Consider the following 16654-nt stretch of genomic DNA (forward strand, 5'->3'; position numbering starts at 1 on the left):
GTTTTAACAAAATTTAAAAATTTTGGCGTAGTATTTGCGATTATAGACGTGTCAAAACTGTAAATACGAAAATAACTTTTTACAAAACTATGCCCTAGAAATCAAACAAAAGTTTAGTAATTATTTATTTTTTTGTATTTTTGCAGTCAGATTTTTATTGAAAATAACAAATAATGAGTAATGTTTACGATAATATTCTTGGCCTGATAGGACACACTCCGATGGTGAAGCTAAATACTGTTACAAAAGATATTCCAGCAACCGTTTACGCCAAGTTAGAATCATATAATCCTGGACATTCTACCAAAGACCGAATCGCACTTCATATTATAGAGAACGCAGAGAGAAAAGGCCTTTTAAAAGAAGATTCTGTAGTTGTAGAAACTACATCCGGTAATACCGGGTTTTCTATTGCGATGGTATGTATCATTAAGGGATATAAATGTATTCTTGCAGTAAGTGATAAAACAAAACCTGAGAAAATTGCTTATCTGAAAGCATTGGGTGCTACGGTGTACATATGCCCAGCCAATGTGCCGGCAGATGATCCGAGATCATACTATGAAGTTGCTAAAAGAATCGCCCAGGAAACTCCCAATTCTATTTACATCAATCAATATTTTAACGAGCTGAATATTGATGCGCACTATCAGACTACAGGTCCCGAGATCTGGGAACAGACGGAAGGTAAGATCACTCACCTTCTTGCCTGCACCGGAACCGGAGGTACGCTATCAGGTTCCGCAAAGTTTTTGAAAGAGAAAAACCCGAATATCAAGATTATCGGAGTAGATGCGGATGGCTCTATACTAAAAAGCTATCACGAGACAGGAGAAATTCACAAAGAAGATGTACATCCTTATCAGATTGAAGGAATGGGTAAAAACCTGATCCCTGCTGCCCTGCTTTTCGACAAGGTGGATGAGTTTGTAAGGGTAAATGATGAAATGTCCGCGTACAGAACCCGCGAAATTGCTTTGAAAGAAGCCATCATGGGAGGTTATACTACCGGAGCTGTAACACAGGGATTGATGCAGTATGCACAGTCTCATGAGCTTACAGAAAATGACTTGGTTGTTTTAATATATCCTGACCACGGTTCAAGATACATCACTAAAGTTTACAGTGATCAATGGATGGCCGAACAGGGATTTGTCAACAACTGTGTTCACAATTATGACGAAGTTTTCAAAACGGAGTTTATCAAATAAGAACGAATAAAATCACGATACAAATAAATAAAGCCTTTTGCGTATTCAGACAAAAAAGGCTTTATTACTTAAAAATTACGATACAATGTTGGATATTTTTGAAAGAATAAAAGAAAATCCAGGACCACTTGGACAATTTGCAGATTATGGTGAAGGCTATTTTATTTTCCCGAGATTAGAGGGACCCATCGGCCCTAGAATGCAGTTTCAGGGGAGAGAAGTAATTTTCTGGAGTGCCAATGACTATTTAGGGTTGTGTAATCATCCTGAAGTAATAGAAGCGGATGCAAAAGCGGCTGCAGAATATGGAATGTTCTATCCAATGGGAGCAAGAGCGATGTCTGGAGAAACAGATCAGCACCTTCAGCTGGAAAGAGAATTGGCAGACTTTGTAAAAAAAGAATCAGCATACTTATTGAACTTCGGTTACCAGGGAATGGTTTCTACCATTGATGCTTTGGTAAGCAGAAATGATGTAATTGTTTATGATATGGATTCTCATGCCTGCATCGTGGATGGAGTAAGACTTCATTCCGGGAAGAGATTTACCTACAAGCATAATGATATGGCAAGCCTGGAGAAAAACCTTCAGAGAGCAACTAAAGTAGCTGAAGAAACAGGAGGTGGTATTCTTGTGATTACAGAAGGAGTTTTCGGGATGAGAGGACAACAGGGAAAAATCAAAGAAATCTGCGATCTTAAATCTAAATACCAGTTCAGATTATTGGTAGATGATGCCCATGGTTTCGGGACACTTGGTAAAACAGGTGCCGGTGTAGGTGAAGAACAGGACTGTAATGATCAGATTGATGTATACTTCTCTACGTTTGCTAAATCAATGGCTGGTTTCGGAGCATTCCTTGCGGGTGACAAAGAAATCATCAGATACCTGAAATTCAACCTTAGATCACAAATCTTTGCAAAATCTCTTACGATGCCAATGGTAATCGGAGGATTAAAAAGATTGGAGTTGTTGAGATCAAAACCTGAGATCAAAGCTAAACTTTGGGAGAATGTTTACAAACTACAGAACGGACTTAAAGAAAGAGGATTCAACATTGGAGATACCAACACTTGTGTAACTCCGGTCATGATGCAGGGAACTCCGGTAGAAGCTACTCTATTGGTAAAAGACTTAAGAGAGAAATACGGTATCTTCACATCTGTGGTAGTATATCCGGTAATTCCAAAGGGAATGATTCTTTTAAGATTAATTCCTACCGCTTCCCATACAGACGCAGAGATTAATGAAACTCTGGCTGCATTTGAAGCAATTCATGATAAACTAGTAAGTGGTTACTATAAAGAGCAGGAACAAAAATTACTGCAGGAACAAGGATTAAGTTTTAAACCGATTTAATTTGAAAATAAAAAAAACCACTGATTGATTCAGTGGTTTTTTATTTAAATACCGATAACAATACATGAAACTTAAAGGTTACGCATTGGGGATTCTGTCAGCTGTTTCCTATGGACTGATCCCGATTTTTATTCTGCCTATCAAGCAGGCACATTTTTCATTGGACATTACCCTGTTCTATAGATTTTTCTTTTCAGCTTTAATGGTTGGAGGATATTTGCTGTATTCCAAAGAAAGTTTTAAAATCAATAGAAAAGAAGCGTTAATCCTGGCCATACTTGGAGTCTGCTATGCTCTTTCTTCAGAGTTTTTGTTTTTAGGGTATGATTTTCTTACTGCCGGAATTGCTTCTACTGTTTTATTTATTTATCCGGTTATCGTAGCCTTGATTATGTTTTTCTTTTACAAGGAGAAGCTTACCAGGTTATCCGTTGTTTCTTTGCTTCTTGCTTTCACAGGAGTCATTGTGTTGTGCCTGAAAGGTAACGGATTGGAAATTAATTTTACAGGATTGGGAATTGTAATGCTCAGTTCATTATTCTATGCGCTGTATATGGTTATTGTGAACAAATCGAATATGAAGGTTTCCGGGTTTAAGCTTACTTTCTACTCTATGCTTTTCACATCCACGTTCTTTATGACAAAAGCTGTGGCGGCTCATGAGTCGTTCGCTATTCCTTCAGCAGAAATCTTTTTTAACTTTCTTATTTTTGCATTCCTTACTACAGTGATCTCCAGCCTTTGTCTTGTGTATGCAATCAAATATATCGGATCTACTCCTGTATCTATTCTAGGTGCTCTGGAACCGGTAGTTGCTGTACTGATTAGTGTATTGATATTCCATGAAAAGTTTACCAGCAACTTACTGATCGGGATTACCCTCATTTTGATGGGCGTTACTTTAAATGTCATTACAGACCGTAAAAATCTGAATCATGTATAATGATAGCTTTTTTAGGTCTTCTTTAAATAATATTTTACGATACAAATAAGATCAGTTTTACTGATTAAAAAAGAACTCATTCGTTTCTTTTATCTGATTTGAAAAATATTAAAAAATAAAGCTGTCTCTCTGGCATAAAAAAATTTATCTGACTATATTGCAATGGTCTATTGATAGGCATTCCCTCCTATAACAGATCAACGCATTTAGTTTAAAAGCCGATGAAAGAATTACAAAAACTCACGAAAGATCAACTATATAAAAGACTCAAAGAAAAATCCGAAAATCTATATACGATCGCTCACGAAGCTCTGGAAAACAATTTCTTCAATGAAAGCTCTTTAGATGAAGAAAGCCTTGCCGAGTTTCTTGAAATGCTGGATGATGAAACGGCAGAAAAAATAAAAGACGCTTCACTTCACATTAATAATGAAGATGACGCTCCCGGGATTGTCCTTATAGAAAACGAAAACACTATTTCTCTTGAACTTGTTACCAAAGAAGATGAAGGTTATAAAATCATTTTCATAGAAGATGATATCCATTTATCCAAAACCCTTTTTGTTGAAGACTTTATCGTCCTCATTACAACAGGTAATATACAGGCAGAAAATATCATCATCAACGGTTCACTTTACTGTGCCGGAAATGTTACCAGCAAAGTATTATTCGGAGCATCAGGTAATGATAATGAAACGTATATCGGTGGAAGTATTATGACTTCTCTTATTGCAGAAAACGGACATTATACTGTTGCCGAGGGAAATATATATTCCAGATATTTAATTAGTTTTCATAATGAAATAACAGGAAAAACAGGAAAGTTCATCGAGAATATCAGCCTGGAAAAACCCAGTGAAATTGGATTACTGAACCCCGAGATTCTGGACGAGGACGGATACTTTGATGAAGATTCTTTTTTAAACTTTATTGATCATAATCCTCCGGATACCTTATTTGTTAAACCGACTAACTTATTTTGATATCAATTATCTTAATATCATCATTTTACTATTCATATCCTGGTTTAAATTGCTGCAGAAATAATAAAGTGATTAAATCCCCATAGGAACAGATTCTCAGAAACCAAAGTGCTAAAGACTTTTCTTCACTGTTTATAATCAGGAGAAAAAATTTTTTTCTGAAAAAACTTTAGAATAACTTTGCAAAAAATTTCTGTTGAAAGACCTGCTTCTTATTACTCCGCCTTTTACCCAACTTAATACTCCTTATCCTGCAACGGCTTATATTAAAGGATTTTTAAATACCAAAAATATTTCCTGTTATCAGATAGATTTGGGGATTGATGTTATTTTGGAATTATTCTCAAAAGACGGAATTCAGAAGGTTTTCAGCAAAAAAATTGATCTTCAGGATACCTCTGAAAATTCGCAGAGAATCTATGCCTTAAGAGAAGAATATATCAAAACCATAGATCAGGTTATTCTGTTTTTACAGGATAAAACGCCCACATTGGCAAGACAGATCTGCAGTATGAATTTTCTCCCCGAAGCTTCCCGCTTCAACCAGCTGGATGATATGGAATTTGCTTTTGGAAATATGGGACTTCAGGATAAAGCCAAACATTTGGCAACCTTATACTTAGAAGACATATCAGATTATATTGTTGAAAATATCGACTCCGATTTTGGTTTCAGCAGATACGCTGAACGTCTCGGGAAAAGTGCCAATTCTTTTGATGAATTATATTCAAAATTATCTGGTGATCTAACATTTATTGATGAATTTACATTAAAAATTCTTCGTGAAAAAATAGAAATGGTTCAGCCGAAACTGGTTTGTTTTTCAATCCCTTTTCCCGGCAATCTGTACTCTGCTTTTAAATGTGCGCAATGGATCAAAAAGAATCATCCTCACATCAAAATTGCGATGGGCGGTGGTTTTCCCAATACTGAGTTAAGGGAAATTAAAGACCAGAGAGTTTTTGAATTCTTTGATTTTATTACCTTAGATGACGGTGAACTTCCTATTGAACTTCTTCACCAAAATTTAGAAATTTCCAATGAGGAAGGTGAATTTAAAAGAACTTTTCTCCTCGAAAATCAGGAAGTTGTTTATAAAAATAATTCTAAAAGACACGATTACAAACAGGCTGATATCGGCACTCCTGATTATACGGACTTAAGACTCGATCAATACATTTCCGTTATAGAAATCGCCAATCCCATGCATAGTTTATGGAGCGACGGAAGATGGAACAAACTCACGATGGCTCATGGATGCTATTGGGGAAAATGCACATTTTGTGATATTTCATTAGATTACATCAAGATTTACGAACCTATTTCTGCTAAAATACTGGTAGACCGGATTGAAGAATTGATTAAAACAACGGGTGAAACCGGATTCCATTTTGTGGATGAAGCTGCACCACCTGCCCTGATGAGAGAAGTTGCTCTGGAAATCCTCAGAAGAAATCTTGTCGTTACCTGGTGGACAAATATCCGTTTTGAAAAAAGCTTTACCCGTGATTTATGCTATCTTCTGAAACTTTCAGGATGTGTTGCTGTTTCCGGAGGGCTTGAAGTAGCCAGTGACCGATTGTTAAAATTAATCGACAAAGGAGTTTCTGTGGAACAGGTTGCCAATGTAACAAGAAATTTTACAGAAGCCGGAATTATGGTGCATGCTTATCTGATGTATGGCTACCCTACCCAAACTGTTCAGGAAACGGTTGATTCTCTGGAAATGATTCGGCAGATGTTTGAAATGGGAATTCTTCAAAGTGGTTTCTGGCATCAGTTTGCCATGACTGCTCATTCACCTGTTGGAATGAAGCCTGAAGATTTTGGCGTTGTTCCGGTAAAACAAGAAATTCTGTTTGCCAATAACGATATAGACTTTCAGGATAAAACCGGAATTGATCACAACAAGTTCAGCTTCGGATTAAAAAAATCTCTGTTCAATTATATGCATGGAGTAAATTTTGAACTGCCGCTTCAGGAGTGGTTTGATTTTAAAATTCCAAGAACAACAATTCATCCGGATTATATTCATGACTGTCTTCTAGAAAATGGCCAGTTTCAGTTGAAGACCAACTCCAAAGTTATCTTTCTGACCAAAAATGTAATCGCTGAGAATCGCGTAAAAAATAAAAAGAAATATTCTGGTACATATACGTTACTTACATTCCACTTAAAAACCAATATAGTGAAGGTGGAACTGGAACAGGAAAAGGCAGAATGGCTGATGAATGTATTGGATGAGAATTCTATTGAAAACGCAAAAAAACCTACTATTCAGCAACTTAAGAATCAATTTGAAGAGAATTTTGAAGATTTTGAACTATTCTGGTTTTCAAAACCGATGCAGCAATTGAAGGAAAACGGGGTGATTTTAAGTTTATAAAAATTTTCAATTTTTTCTCAGGGATTTTTAAAATTGAGAATTTTCTTTGAATTTTCTTTTCTGAATGTATAAAACCTGTTTTTGAAAGGATCATAATATCTCACAAAAACATACATCGAAAATTCTCACCATCATCGAATAAAACGGCAAAATATTCCCCTCCTCCGGAGGGGTGGCAAAAATTCAAAGAATTTTTGACGGGGTGGTTAGACTAAGAGGTTTCCAACAAGTTTTGGCTAAAGCCAAATGAGTTATCTATAATAAAAAACGGGCTAAAGCCCGTTCCTATTGATATAAAAATATATTTCTTTTTAATTAGGAGTTTCTTTTGATACGTCACCCACAGATACTTTTTCCTGTATTTTAATAAAATTAGGATCCATGATAGCCATGCGCTCTGCAAGTGCCTTATAAGTTGGAAACTTCAGAATAGAAGCTCTTCCAGACATTTCCTTATAAATGGTAAAAGATTTTCCACCTGCTGTTTTTAATTGCTTTGTGGTAGTAATATACCTCCCGATAAGTTTACTTTTAGCATCGTAAATCTCAATATCTATGGAGGTTTTATCCATGATGGTATCATCTGAACCGAAACTTATTGGTAGATTAGTAAAATATCCCACCGGAACGCCATTACTCAGGATCTCTCCCACTTTATTGACCTCAATATTCATCTTATCAATCTTCTTTCTGATAGCATAAGCATCTTTGGTCTTAGTATCCAGCTTTCTTTTCGGAACATTTGAAAAGATTTCGTCAAGGTTTTTCACATTGATTCCTTTATTATCAATGATTTTAAGATCCTTAACCGAAGTAAAGACCGCTGACTTTTCTTCACCAGAGAATGCTGAAGGTGATGAATAATCAATCTCGATTGTTTTCTCCCGGTTATAGACTCTATTGATGCTGATATAGCTGTCGCGAACAGAATCAACGATACTTTTATCAATGAATTTTATAGTATACATCGGGGTCTCCTTCAGATCCATAAACGTATATTCGCTGGATTTGCTGGTCAGTTTCGCTACCGGAATCCCATCCAGGTTGATAATTCCTCTTTTGGTTTTTATATTCTGAGCATGGAGGAAAACACCCAGAACTGTAAAGAATATGATTATGCCTCTCTTCATACAATCAGACTTTTACAAATAAAAAAAGTGTAACACAAAGTTACACTTTCTTGAAAATATATTTAGCTTTTCATTTAATTATTCACAAAGGATAATTCCTTTATCATGATTAAATTCTACAACACCGCTTTTGATAGCATAAGCAAAAACAGAGTCTTTTCCAGCTTCTTTGGTAAAGTTTTTAGCAAAAGCCTCATCAATAGATTTAGCAAAAAGCTTTACATTACCTCCGACTAAAGAAGAAACAATTCCCGCGTGGTTTTTCATGATGTGAAATTCACCATTTTTTCCAGGCAACAATACTGAATCTACTTCTCCTTCAAAAACTACGTATTCTGGTGTTAAAATTTTTATATTCATTTTTTATGAATTATAGATTATAGATTTTAAATTTTAAATGAATTTTTTTCAATCTAAAATCTAAAATTTAACATTTAAAATTTTCTTAAGCGTTTTCAGCTAACATTTTTTGTCCTGCTTCGATAGCTTCCTCGATAGTTCCTTTCAAGTTGAAAGCAGCTTCTGGTAAGTGATCTAATTCACCATCCATAATCATAGTAAATCCTTTGATTGTATCTTTGATGTCTACTAATGATCCTGGGATACCTGTAAACTGTTCTGCTACGTGGAAAGGCTGAGATAAGAATCTCTGAACTTTTCTTGCACGGTATACAACAGATTTATCTTCTTCAGAAAGTTCTTCCATACCAAGGATTGCAATGATATCCTGAAGAGCTTTGTATCTCTGAAGAATTTCTTTTACTCTTTGAGCACAGTCATAGTGTTCCTGACCGATAACTTCCGGAGCAAGGATTCTTGAAGTAGACGCTAGTGGATCTACCGCTGGGTAAATACCTAATGAAGCAATCTTTCTGTCAAGTACCGTAGTTGCATCCAAGTGAGCAAACGTAGTTGCAGGAGCCGGGTCAGTTAAGTCATCCGCAGGTACGTATACCGCCTGTACTGAAGTAATTGAACCGTTTTTAGTTGAAGTAATTCTTTCCTGCATCGCACCCATTTCAGAAGCAAGAGTTGGTTGGTAACCTACCGCTGATGGCATACGACCAAGAAGTGCAGATACCTCAGAACCAGCCTGTGTAAAACGGAAGATGTTGTCTACGAAGAAAAGTACGTCTCTACCTTGTCCGCTTTCTCCACCGTCTCTGTAGTACTCAGCCAATGTAAGACCAGAAAGTGCTACTCTAGCTCTTGCACCTGGCGGCTCGTTCATCTGTCCGAAAACGAATGCTGCTTTAGAATCTTTCATAGCTTCTAAGTCTACTTTAGAAAGATCCCAACCTCCGTTTTCCATAGAGTGCATGAAATCATCACCATACTTGATAATACCTGATTCCAACATCTCTCTTAAAAGGTCATTTCCTTCTCTCGTTCTTTCACCTACTCCGGCGAATACAGAAAGACCTCCGTGTCCTTTTGCAATATTGTTAATCAACTCCTGGATCAATACTGTTTTACCTACACCGGCACCACCGAACAAACCAATTTTACCTCCTTTTGCGTAAGGCTCAACTAAGTCGATTACTTTAATACCTGTAAATAAAACTTCTGCAGAAGTTGAAAGTTGATCAAATTTTGGAGCTGGTCTGTGAATTGGTAGACCACCATCCTTAGAAATATCTTGAAGTCCGTCGATAGCATCACCAACAACGTTGAATAGTCTTCCGTTTACAGCCTCTCCGATTGGCATCATAATAGGATTTCCGTATCCAATTACGTCCTGCCCTCTTTTAAGACCGTCAGTAGCGTCCATTGCGATACATCTTACTGTATCTTCGCCAATATGTTGTTCTACCTCTAAAACTACTTTTTCACCGTTTTCTTTTGTAATTTCTAACGCGTCATAGATTGCTGGAACAGCTTCCACATCTGTGAAGACAACGTCGATTACCGGACCAATAATTTGAGAAATTTTACCTTTAATTTGGTTTGCCATTGCTAAATTTTTTCTTGGTGCAAATATAGTGATTCTTCATAAACCCGCAATTGGTAAAAAAAAGATTTTTATCATGCTTTTGAGAATAGATTATTTTAGTATTATACGGATAAAACAATGAAGCAGTGCTGCAATATTAAGGTTATAGGTATTACGCCATTGTTATATTGATACATTGGCACATTATTTCTATATTTGCAGTCAAATTTTTCCGTTTTGAAAGTTTTCAAGAATTTTACAGATTATTCCTCTCAGAAGCCTTTAGCATTGTCTTTAGGAATGTTTGACGGGGTACATCTCGGGCATAAGAGTATTATTGATGAACTGACTAAAGTAGGTACAGAGAACAATCTGGAAACTGCAATCCTTACTTTCTGGCCGCATCCGAGGTTTGTTTTTAATCCTAATGAAGATTTAAAACTTCTGAATACCTTAGAAGAAAAAAAGCAGCTGGTTGAGAAATATGGCGTTGATAATCTATTCCTGAAGGAGTTTGATGAAGAATTCAGAAACTTAACCGGCGAAGAATTTGTACGTCAGATCTTAATTGATAAGCTTAACGTTAAATACCTTATTATAGGATACGATCATTCTTTCGGAAAAAATAAAAGCGGAAATTTTGAACTTCTTCAGAAATTATCCAAAGAGCTGGATTTTGATGTGGAACAAATGGAAGCAATCAATATTCACGAAAACAATATCAGTTCCACAAAAGTACGTAATGCACTTTTAACAGGAAATATCAAGGAGGCCAACGAAATGCTGGGATACTCCTACTCTGTTTCAGGAACTGTTGTTCATGGGAAAAAAATCGGGAGAACAATTGGCTATCCCACAGCCAATATTGATACGAAATCTATTAAGCTTTTACCTAAAAAAGGAGCTTATATTGTAGAAGTATTTGTAAAAGGCAACCAATATAAAGGAATGCTGAGTGTGGGAACCAACCCTACGGTAAATGGAGAAAAGCTCACTGTGGAAGTTTATATTCTTGATTTTGACGGAGATATTTATGATGAACAAATTACAGTAAGCTTCAGAGATTTTCTTCATGATGAAATTAAATTTGAAGGTCTTGAAAAACTGATTGAAAGGCTGGATGAAGATAAAAGATTAACACAGGCGTATGATTTCAAGGAGTAATAATTTTGATTTTCTAAGGCTTGTTTTTGCAAGTCTTGTTATTATTACCCACTCCTATGCTCTTTCCGGAGCTACTCAAGGCGATCCTTTATCACAACTTACCAACAGCCAGATGGAATTCTCTTATCTCGGAGTTCATGGTTTTTTTATTATCTCCAGATATTTAATTTTCAAAAGCCTGCTTCGCTGCAAAGGTCTGCTTGATTATTACTGGAAAAAGACTGTTAAGACTGTTTCCTGCGTTATTCGTAGTGCTTTTTCTCACCGTTTTGCTGGCGCCTGCAGTGTATGAAAGTTCCGTTCCTTATTTACAGAACAAATCCGTTTACACTTACATTCCTCAAAATTTAACCCTGTTTTTCCGTCAGAAAGGTATTGACGGTGTTTTTGAAAACAATCCTTACAAACATAGTATCAATGGGAGTTTATGGACCATATGCTACGAATTCAGCATGTATGTGATGGTCTCTTTGCTGTTCTTTATCCGTAAAAAAACTTTTGTAAAAGCCGTTGTTATCCTGTTATTTATATCAAGTTATATCTTAACTATTTTCCAGCCTTATTTTCTATATGGAGTTTTTGTGAAACTGGGACTGGGAAGTAATCATTTTTATAATCTGATGTGCTTTTTTGCAGGAGGAATGGTACTGACTTACCTTAATGCCAGTAAAAGGACACAAAACATACTTATTATAGCATCTTTTATTGTTCTTAATATCAGTTTATATTTAAATATTTTCAAATATACCTGTTATATTACGCTGCCTTTACTGGTTATTCTTCTTGGTGAGAGATCTACCCGATATCTCAATAAAGTAGGAGAAGTAATTGGAGATACATCGTACGGAATTTATATTTATTCTTTTCCGATACAGCAGGCACTAGTCTATTTTTTTAAGCTTGACACAGTTATGCTATTTATATTTTCACTGCCACTTTCAATTCTACTTGGATATATTTCATGGCATCTGATTGAAAAGAGAGCATTAAGTTATAAAGATTTATTTGCAAAAAAGGCTATTCAGTGATGAACAGCCTTTTTATTTATTTCAATACTTTTAGATAAATTTTCTGGGTTTCATTATTCAGTTTCACAGTAGGAAACTGCTTATCGTAATCAATAAATATATCTCCTTTTTCATCAGCTTTTCCGTTGCCATCAGAATCCCAGCTTATTGTTACATAATATTTTGCAGGTCCTGCAGGTTTTGGATTGATCTTGCTTTCAGCATCTTTAGGTATTGGCAAATTGATGGTGAAAGGTATCGATTTCTGCTCGTATTCTTTTTCTGTAATTAAAGTAGCGGGAGCATCAGCCAGTTTTTCGTCCATTCCATATAAGCTTACCTTTAGCAATGCATTCTTTATGGTAAGATTATCTGTTCCTGAAAATTCTATTTTAATATTTTCGGGAAGTGTTTCAGTAGCTGAGACAGCTGAGGCAGGGTTTTCAGCAGTACTTTTCTTTACTGGCTTGGTGCAGCTTGACAGCATCAATGTACCTGCTGCTACGAATAATAAAAGGTGGTTTCTCATTTGTTCTTTATTTTGTTACTAGGTAAAATATATTTCACTGGTCATAGATAACAAATTTTATACCTCAATTTATTCTTACTATCTTATAAAGAATTTACTGCATTCTGAGCCTTCTTTGTCAGGGATTTAAAAACCAAATCATAGGAATGGTCAATGAGTTTAAAGATCAGATCTCTTTTCAAACCATCTGCTGTTACAGAGTTCCAATGGGTTTTGTTCATGTGATAAGCGCCTGTAATTTGAGGATACTGTTCACGGAGTTCTGCGCTCCATTCGGGATCTGTTTTTACATTTATCGATAACGGCTGTCTTTCAAGGCCCATCAGTAAAAACATTTTGGTGTCTACTTTTAATACAAGAGTCTCGTTATCAAACGGAAAGCTTTCCGTAACTCCTTTTTTGGCAAGACAGTAATCTAAAATTTCGTTGGCATCCATGCAATTATTAGTAATGGGTGATAAGCAATTAGTAGTGATTAAATGATATAATTCTTTAATCTTTAATTCAAATTTAGTAAATTTAAGAAAGAAATAATCTCACAAAACCACAATTATTATGAAAGCTTTGGTAATAGGTGCTACAGGCGCCACGGGAAAAGATCTTGTCAATCAGTTATTGAACGACAAAGAGTTTGATGAAGTGGATATCTTTGTAAGAAAGCCTGTTGATATTCAAAATGATAAGCTAAAAGTTCATGTGGTGAATTTTGAAAAGCCAGAGGAATGGAAAGATATGGTGAAAGGAGATGTGGCGTTTTCGTGTCTCGGAACAACTTTAAAGGATGCCGGAAGCAAAGAAGCCCAGAAAAAAGTAGACTTTGACTACCAATATGAATTTGCGAAAGCTGCGAAAGATAATGAAGTAGAAGATTATATTCTGGTCTCAGCTTACGGAGCAAATCCACAGTCTAAGATTTTCTATTCCAAAATGAAAGGTGAACTGGAAGAAGCTGTAAAGCAGCTGCATTTCAATAAGATCACTATTTTCAAACCGGGAATGCTGGAACGAACAAATTCTGAACGAACCGGAGAAGTTTTAGGCAGCCGGATTATAAAGTTTGCCAATAAACTAGGATTATTAGAAAGCCAAAAGCCGCTGCCCACCGATATTCTGGCAAAAGCAATGATCAAATCTTCAAAAATAAAAAGTAACGGATACTCCAGCATAAAGCTTGGAAATATTTTCTGTTTTGCGGAGAAAACCAATGAATAGTTAAAAGATGCGGGTTTCGGGTTTCGGGGACATGTTAAAGTTGAAAATTTTCTTATTAATTTCCCTAAAAACTAAAACCTGCTGCCTCTCATCTATTACCTGCTATTTTGTGATTTTACTTCCCATTTTTTGTCCTAGCTTTTCATATTCGATATCATTAGGCTCCCAAAGTTCTATTTTGTTACCTTCTATATCCATAATATGAATAAATTTTCCGTATTCATAAGTCTCCATCTTATCAACAATGGTTACATTTTCTTTTTTTAGCTGCCCGATGAGTTTTTCAAGGTTTTCTACCCGATAATTGATCATGAAATCTTTTTCAGAAGGCTGAAAATATTTTGTTTTTTCACTGAAAGGACTCCATTGGCTGAATCCTTTTTTAGAATTATCCGCTCCCTGATACCACTCAAATACAGATCCATATTCATTGGTGGCAAGTCCCAGATGGCTTTCGTACCATTCTCTCATCTTTTTAGGATCCTTACATTTAAAAAAGATTCCACCGATACCGGTTACTCTTTTCGTTTCATCAGATTTATTTTCTGTAACGGCTTTAAAAGCAAATCCCAACATAAAGGAAGCCAGGATACAAAGGGTAAAAATTATTTTCTTCATAAGGAATCATTAATGGTTGTAAAATAAAAAAAGTGGATGTAAACACCCACTTGTAAAAATATACTTTTTTCTCTTTATTTAAGATATTTTGTAATAGCCTCGTCAGTAGGCTTTGTAGTACTTACAAAAGAATCGATCAGTTTTCCGTTTTCGTCTACCAGGAATTTTGTGAAGTTCCAAAGAATAGTTGTATTCTTTACTCCGTTTAGCTCCTGTTCTGTTAAATACTTGAATATTGGAGCGGTATCATCTCCTTTCACAGAAACTTTAGCTGCCAAAGGGAATGTCACCCCGTAATTTTTCTGGCAGAAAGCGCCAATTTCAGTATTGGTCCCAGGTTCCTGTCCTCCAAAATTATTGGCAGGAAATCCTACTACTACCAGTTTATCTTTATATTCCTCATATACTTTCTCAAGATCAGCATACTGAGGGGTAAACCCACATTCTGAAGCGGTATTGACAATCAGGATTTTTTTCCCTTTGAAATCTGCAAAATTGATTTCTTTCCCATCAAGACTTTCTACTTTGAAGTCGTATATTGTTTTTCCCATAAGTTCTGTGGTTTTGGCTTTAGAAATTTCACTTTTTTGGTTGGTGCAGCTTTGCAGGAATGCGATACAAGAAAGCATCATTAAAAAAATATTTTTCATTTTTTATCATTTTATGCAGGCGGGCTGCAGTTAAATTAAAATTTAAAAATGTTTGCCGGAAAAACTTTGTTGATTTCTATTTTATTTAGTAACATCACATAATCTCCGTCTTTTTTGGTACTGGAAGACTCAATTCTGAAAGGCATTGTAAGGTTTCCTATTTTTTTAAAATCAGAATAAACAAGCGTTTCGTCTTTTTTCACTTCTTTTATCAACATATAAGTTTTTGTATCAAAATAATACATGTTCTTATTGACATTTTTGGTAAGTTCTACTTTATGGCAGTAGATCTCTCCTACTTTTTCTTTTCCAAGGTATTTGGCATCAAAACCTTTATTTTCCCAATCAATGAAGTCATTATCAAAACTTTCCGGTACATATTCAGGATATTCCTGAAGTTTATTGGCAGCATAGTTCATTGCATATCCTTTTGTTCCATCAAAACCTTCAATTGCCGTTTCTTTTCCACCGGTAGTAATTAATGTTTTAGTAAGATTCGGACGCTGCTGATAAATTTTTATCGGATATTCATCTTTGATTCCCAATACCACTTTTCCCTGAAGCAATACAGAATTTAAAAGTTTCCAATTGGTTAACCCTCCGGATAATTCAATGTTTTTGTCTATAATTTCCTTTGCGGTCTGTGCCAATATCACATGCGAAAATATCAGTCCAAATACTAATAGTAACTTCTTCATTAATTTTATTTATAAATTCAAATATAGGGGGATTTATGTAAAATTGCAAAAAAAGGCGAAAGAGCAAATCTGTGAATCTGCTTTTTTGCCTCAACATTTTTTAAATCAGCTTTCTGGCTTTTTCCAGGTCTTCCGGTGTATCAATACCTACTCCTATGAAATTGGTTTCTATCATTTTGATTTTCATTCCATATTCCAGGTAACGGATACATTCAATTTTTTCGGATATTTCCAATGGTTTCATTTCCAGTTTTGAAAACTGCAACAGCGCTGCTTTCCTGAAAGCATAGACCCCAATATGTTTAAAATAACTTATATCATAAGAAACTTCCCTGTGAAAAGGAATTACAGAACGGCTGAAATACAGCGCAAAATTATTATTATCTGTAATAACTTTTACATTATTCGGGTTTTCAACTTCCTCTTTTTCATGCAGCTGTATTTTCAGAGATGCCAGGGAAATCTCCTGCTGATCATCGTGTTTAAAGACTTCAATCAGCTGCTGTAAAGGTTCCAGCTTAAGAAAAGGTTCGTCTCCCTGAACATTGATCACAATATCGCAGTCTATATTCTGTACGGCTTCTGCAATGCGGTCGCTTCCGGTCTCATGCTGTCCTGTCATAACGGCTTTTCCGCCATTTTGTACAATTTCATCAAAAATAATTTCAGAGTCTGTTGCTACAAATACTTCGTCAAACAGTCCGGTTTCTACTACATTCTGATACGTGGTCGTAATAACGGTTTTTTCTCCTAAAATCTGCATTAGTTTCCCGGGAAAACGGCTTGCTTCGTAACGTGCAGGGATGACAGCGATTATTTTCATTCAATAA

General features: G+C 35.7%; 18 protein-coding genes. 9 read left to right on the top strand and 9 right to left on the bottom strand.

Annotated features, from left to right (window positions below; genetic code table 11):
- Positions 1-173 precede the first annotated feature (173 nt).
- The 5 genes from DYR29_RS05205 to DYR29_RS05225 all read left to right on the top strand — a co-directional run bounded on the left by DYR29_RS05205 (position 174) and on the right by DYR29_RS05225 (position 6883).
- On the top strand, positions 174-1211 hold the full coding sequence (locus DYR29_RS05205; protein WP_213279596.1) for a PLP-dependent cysteine synthase family protein: 1038 nt from the start codon (positions 174-176) through the stop codon (positions 1209-1211).
- 88 nt (positions 1212-1299) lie between these two features.
- Complete coding sequence (locus DYR29_RS05210) at positions 1300-2571, top strand: aminotransferase class I/II-fold pyridoxal phosphate-dependent enzyme (protein WP_185114264.1); 1272 nt, start codon at positions 1300-1302, stop codon at positions 2569-2571.
- A 64-nt stretch (positions 2572-2635) separates the two neighbouring features.
- Positions 2636-3514: a DMT family transporter gene (locus tag DYR29_RS05215; RefSeq protein ID WP_213279597.1), complete on the top strand. Its 879-nt coding sequence runs from the start codon at positions 2636-2638 to the stop codon at positions 3512-3514.
- Between the two features lie 221 nt (positions 3515-3735).
- Positions 3736-4497 (top strand): hypothetical protein, encoded by a 762-nt coding sequence (locus DYR29_RS05220; RefSeq protein ID WP_213279598.1) that lies wholly within the window; start codon positions 3736-3738, stop codon positions 4495-4497.
- Positions 4498-4693: 196 nt separating this feature from the next.
- Entirely contained in the window at positions 4694-6883 is a 2190-nt protein-coding gene (locus tag DYR29_RS05225) for a B12-binding domain-containing radical SAM protein (RefSeq protein ID WP_213279599.1), read from the top strand.
- A gap of 311 nt (positions 6884-7194) precedes the next feature.
- Here the strand turns inward: DYR29_RS05225 and DYR29_RS05230 are convergent, their stop codons facing one another.
- The 3 genes from DYR29_RS05230 to atpD form a co-directional block, all read right to left on the bottom strand.
- Entirely contained in the window at positions 7195-8013 is an 819-nt protein-coding gene (locus tag DYR29_RS05230) for a hypothetical protein (RefSeq protein WP_213279600.1), read from the bottom strand.
- A gap of 78 nt (positions 8014-8091) precedes the next feature.
- Positions 8092-8373, bottom strand: coding sequence for a FoF1 ATP synthase subunit delta/epsilon (locus tag DYR29_RS05235; protein ID WP_047425521.1), 282 nt, complete (start codon positions 8371-8373; stop codon positions 8092-8094).
- Between the two features lie 85 nt (positions 8374-8458).
- Positions 8459-9967 carry a F0F1 ATP synthase subunit beta gene (atpD, locus tag DYR29_RS05240; RefSeq protein ID WP_047425519.1) on the bottom strand — a complete coding sequence of 503 codons (1509 nt, stop codon included), beginning with the start codon at positions 9965-9967 and terminating at the stop codon, positions 8459-8461.
- A 216-nt stretch (positions 9968-10183) separates the two neighbouring features.
- Here atpD and DYR29_RS05245 point away from each other — a divergent pair, with 216 nt between their 5' ends.
- The 3 genes from DYR29_RS05245 to DYR29_RS05255 are packed head-to-tail and all read left to right on the top strand — an operon-like array spanning position 10184 to position 12138.
- Complete coding sequence (locus tag DYR29_RS05245) at positions 10184-11110, top strand: bifunctional riboflavin kinase/FAD synthetase (RefSeq protein ID WP_213279601.1); 927 nt, start codon at positions 10184-10186, stop codon at positions 11108-11110.
- Positions 11094-11402 (top strand): hypothetical protein, encoded by a 309-nt coding sequence (locus tag DYR29_RS05250; protein ID WP_213279602.1) that lies wholly within the window; start codon positions 11094-11096, stop codon positions 11400-11402. Before DYR29_RS05245 ends, DYR29_RS05250 begins: the two co-directional genes overlap by 17 nt.
- The gene (locus DYR29_RS05255) at positions 11362-12138 is read left to right on the top strand and encodes an acyltransferase family protein (protein ID WP_213279603.1); all 777 of its coding nucleotides are present in this window, start codon (positions 11362-11364) and stop codon (positions 12136-12138) included. The genes DYR29_RS05250 and DYR29_RS05255 overlap by 41 nt, the downstream gene beginning before the upstream one ends.
- Before the next feature lie 16 nt (positions 12139-12154).
- Here the strand turns inward: DYR29_RS05255 and DYR29_RS05260 are convergent, their stop codons facing one another.
- A complete protein-coding gene (locus DYR29_RS05260) occupies positions 12155-12646 on the bottom strand; it encodes a YbaY family lipoprotein (RefSeq protein WP_249413622.1) in 492 nt (163 codons plus the stop codon).
- Positions 12647-12729: 83 nt separating this feature from the next.
- On the bottom strand, positions 12730-13083 hold the full coding sequence (locus tag DYR29_RS05265) for an MmcQ/YjbR family DNA-binding protein (protein ID WP_213279604.1): 354 nt from the start codon (positions 13081-13083) through the stop codon (positions 12730-12732).
- Between the two features lie 118 nt (positions 13084-13201).
- Between DYR29_RS05265 and DYR29_RS05270 the strand changes: the two genes are divergently transcribed.
- Complete coding sequence (locus DYR29_RS05270; protein WP_213279605.1) at positions 13202-13858, top strand: NAD(P)H-binding protein; 657 nt, start codon at positions 13202-13204, stop codon at positions 13856-13858.
- A 102-nt stretch (positions 13859-13960) separates the two neighbouring features.
- Here DYR29_RS05270 and DYR29_RS05275 read toward each other — a convergent pair whose 3' ends face one another.
- The 4 genes from DYR29_RS05275 to kdsB all read right to left on the bottom strand — a co-directional run bounded on the left by DYR29_RS05275 (position 13961) and on the right by kdsB (position 16647).
- On the bottom strand, positions 13961-14476 hold the full coding sequence (locus DYR29_RS05275) for a VOC family protein (RefSeq protein ID WP_342213464.1): 516 nt from the start codon (positions 14474-14476) through the stop codon (positions 13961-13963).
- A gap of 74 nt (positions 14477-14550) precedes the next feature.
- A complete protein-coding gene (locus DYR29_RS05280) occupies positions 14551-15126 on the bottom strand; it encodes a glutathione peroxidase (protein WP_213279606.1) in 576 nt (191 codons plus the stop codon).
- 35 nt (positions 15127-15161) lie between these two features.
- A complete protein-coding gene (locus DYR29_RS05285) occupies positions 15162-15824 on the bottom strand; it encodes a histidine kinase (RefSeq protein WP_213279607.1) in 663 nt (220 codons plus the stop codon).
- Positions 15825-15924: 100 nt separating this feature from the next.
- Positions 15925-16647, bottom strand: coding sequence for a 3-deoxy-manno-octulosonate cytidylyltransferase (gene kdsB, locus DYR29_RS05290; protein ID WP_213279608.1), 723 nt, complete (start codon positions 16645-16647; stop codon positions 15925-15927).
- Positions 16648-16654: the final 7 nt, after the last annotated feature.

The sequence above is a fragment of the Chryseobacterium indologenes genome (assembly GCF_018362995.1).
In the GTDB taxonomy this organism is placed as follows: Bacteria; Bacteroidota; Bacteroidia; order Flavobacteriales; family Weeksellaceae; genus Chryseobacterium; species Chryseobacterium indologenes_G.